4 protein-coding genes and 1 pseudogene are annotated in these 2,580 nt (G+C 43.8%); 4 read left to right on the top strand and 1 reads right to left on the bottom strand.

Annotated features, from left to right (window positions below; genetic code table 11):
- The 4 genes and pseudogenes from C9I92_RS25515 to C9I92_RS24960 form a co-directional block, all read left to right on the top strand.
- Positions 1-425 (top strand): annotated as a pseudogene (locus C9I92_RS25515) (hypothetical protein); the annotation flags it as partial.
- A gap of 475 nt (positions 426-900) precedes the next feature.
- Positions 901-1,386, top strand: coding sequence for a hypothetical protein (locus tag C9I92_RS24950; protein ID WP_053061965.1), 486 nt, complete (start codon positions 901-903; stop codon positions 1,384-1,386).
- A gap of 96 nt (positions 1,387-1,482) precedes the next feature.
- The gene (locus C9I92_RS24955) at positions 1,483-1,719 is read left to right on the top strand and encodes a hypothetical protein (RefSeq protein WP_047887889.1); all 237 of its coding nucleotides are present in this window, start codon (positions 1,483-1,485) and stop codon (positions 1,717-1,719) included.
- A gap of 26 nt (positions 1,720-1,745) precedes the next feature.
- Positions 1,746-1,997 (top strand): hypothetical protein, encoded by a 252-nt coding sequence (locus tag C9I92_RS24960; RefSeq protein WP_047887890.1) that lies wholly within the window; start codon positions 1,746-1,748, stop codon positions 1,995-1,997.
- Positions 1,998-2,090: 93 nt separating this feature from the next.
- Here C9I92_RS24960 and C9I92_RS25845 read toward each other — a convergent pair whose 3' ends face one another.
- Positions 2,091-2,537 carry a DUF3653 domain-containing protein gene (locus C9I92_RS25845; protein WP_346242996.1) on the bottom strand — a complete coding sequence of 149 codons (447 nt, stop codon included), beginning with the start codon at positions 2,535-2,537 and terminating at the stop codon, positions 2,091-2,093.
- Positions 2,538-2,580 lie beyond the last annotated feature (43 nt).

A 2,580-nucleotide genomic window follows, 5' to 3' on the forward strand; every position in this document is an offset into this window, starting at 1 on the left:
CTGATGAAGAAAGTGCTCCGCGTTCTGATGGGCTGGCTGCTGGTCGTGGTAACGGTGATCATCATCAAGCGACTGGCGCTGATGCTGTTCGCTTAGGTGGCCTCGCCTCCTTCTTCCCGTTCAACGGTGCTGAGCAGGTCTATGTCTCAAGCGTTATGGTAAGTCGAACCGATGAGAAGGTGGATATTGATGTGCTGTTGAAAGTGGTGACGGATGCCGGCAACTTCTACATGAACAAGAAACACCTGATGCTAACGGGTGTTACGTATACTGTGTTAGATGATTGCCTGGTACAAATTCAAAAGGGTCAATTGATTCATTTCCTGACCTGCCCGCCCCATGAGAACGGCGGCTCTCAGCAGTTTGCGAAGAGTGGCGGCGTTAACTTAGATCCGATTGAGAAACCACAAATCGCGCTCTTCTGATTCCCGCGACTGGACATGATGTATAGTGATTTTGTTGCTCGCTATACATCATGGATAGCTCCACCATGCCGAAGGCATACTAAGGCCACTCCCCTTAACGCCAATTTTGCATCCTGCCTCAACTGGCCGTGCCCGACTATCTCCAAAAACGCTCGAAGCCCTTCATCCTGCCAAGCCTGAAAAATTGGGATCACTCATACTGGCCGCGGCCATTGTTGCTGATTGTCGGATGACTTCAGATGTATAGCGTTCATGTTGTTACTGCTTAATGTTCTCGAACGACGAGAGCGAAGAGCGAGGGCTGAGCGAGGAGCGAGCGGAGGACGAGAACCCCCGTGCTGTATCACGGGGGTAGATTGCACCATAACTCAAGGCGTGCGCCATTGGGGACAGTCAACTATCTCATGAGCCCATTGTAATTATGTGTGCTCAGTTGCATAATTTAGCTAGTTTCAATTGTTTAGGGAGATTGTTGTTGAATCGCCAAAATGGTTTTACGACGCTTGAAGCGGTGGTCGTTTTTGTTGTCATAGGGGTAATCACTGTTTCCCTTGCGCCAAGATTTATGGGTGTGCAAGATGATGCTCGAGATTCATCGTATACGAATTTAAAGAACGCTTTCCAAATGGCTGTCTCTGTTTTTCATGGGAAATGGTTAATTGACGGTGAGCCTCAACCAAATCTTTCAGATGGGCCTGAAGGTGAATTGTCCGATAAGATTTATAACCTGCAATTCAATAATCATGGTTATCCCCTAATTGCAGGCGGAGTTCAGAGCTGTGAAGACATATTTGAGAACCTGCTTACTACCACTGGCTTAACTAGTGATGATTATGAATTACCAACGGATTTAGAAGAGGATTATGATGCTGATATGTGCGTATACAAGTTTATACGCGCACCTTACAACCTGACTTATTCCGAAACCGATGGCGCGGTTGATTTGGTTCATCGTGATTAGTGCTTGAATTTAGTGGCCAAAGTCGAGGCATTAGTATTGAAATCGGCTATTGCATTACATTGATTTATTTGCTAACACAATTTCTATAGGGAAATAATGAAAGTTAAAGATTTGCAAGATAAATTAGCCAAATTAGACCCAGAATCTGAGCTGTTTTGTTTTACAGAGAATGGGAATAAGTTTCACGATGCAAATAGGGCATATATGATTCTGGGGTTAGAATTACGAAAGGGGTACAAGATAAGACAGCAAACTGAAAGTGTTGATGCGTCTTTTACTGAAAATGATGAGGGAGAAAATACCGCAATTTTGCTAATTAGTTCAGATTTTTAGTGTTTAATTTAATGTAGGGAAAAAATATGAGTAGCAACCAAACTTTCAATGAAGTTTATGATCATTATAAACACGTACAAAATGATGCTTTGAACACGCCTAATGTTAGCAAGGTTGGGGTTTTGTTCCCTCCTTTTGATGGATATAAATACGAGGTCGTCCATGTTGCTATGAAGGGCCCAGATACAGTTGTTTTAGATTGTTATGACCAGAATGGCTATCCAATCAAGTTTGTTTTTAGTAACTCTCAAATCAATTTTGCATTTGTTCTTCTTTGATAACCCCGGCTAGTAATATGGGGTGAAAGGTTGAGGAGAATTGCAGACTGTCAGCGAGTACCCTTTCGAACTGTCCGCAACCTCCAGGCTAACTTATCGAGATACCTTCCTTAACAGTCGGGCGGCTTTCATGATGGCCGCCTTTGTCTTTCTGTCATCTTCTGCATTTATCTCAAGTAGCGCATTGCCCGTCACTATCCTGTCTGGCGTCAGTGACCAGCCGTTCGGCGTAACCAGTTCGCCGTGTTTTATCTTCCAACCTCTCCAATTCTCGTTTATGGCTTCCAAATCACGGCAACTGTACAATTTCATTAATCTTCTACACACGGGCGGTATCTCCTGCCCCTCATCCCAACGCGTGACCGTCCTCACAGTTTTGAAACATAATTCAGCAGTCTCTTTTCTGCTCAAGCCACAAGTGAATTTCCTAAAAATGTAGTTGTTCGTTATTTTTTTGGACATGGTGTCACTTTTTGCATTCCTTGTTACACAAGGATTTGCATAGTAACGGCATGAATATAGCGACTTGAACGGTTTCATGACTTATCTGTTATTTACCATAACACGGTCATAATGCGCACTG

This window comes from Photobacterium ganghwense (genome assembly GCF_003025595.1).
Taxonomy (GTDB): Bacteria; Pseudomonadota; Gammaproteobacteria; order Enterobacterales; family Vibrionaceae; genus Photobacterium; species Photobacterium ganghwense.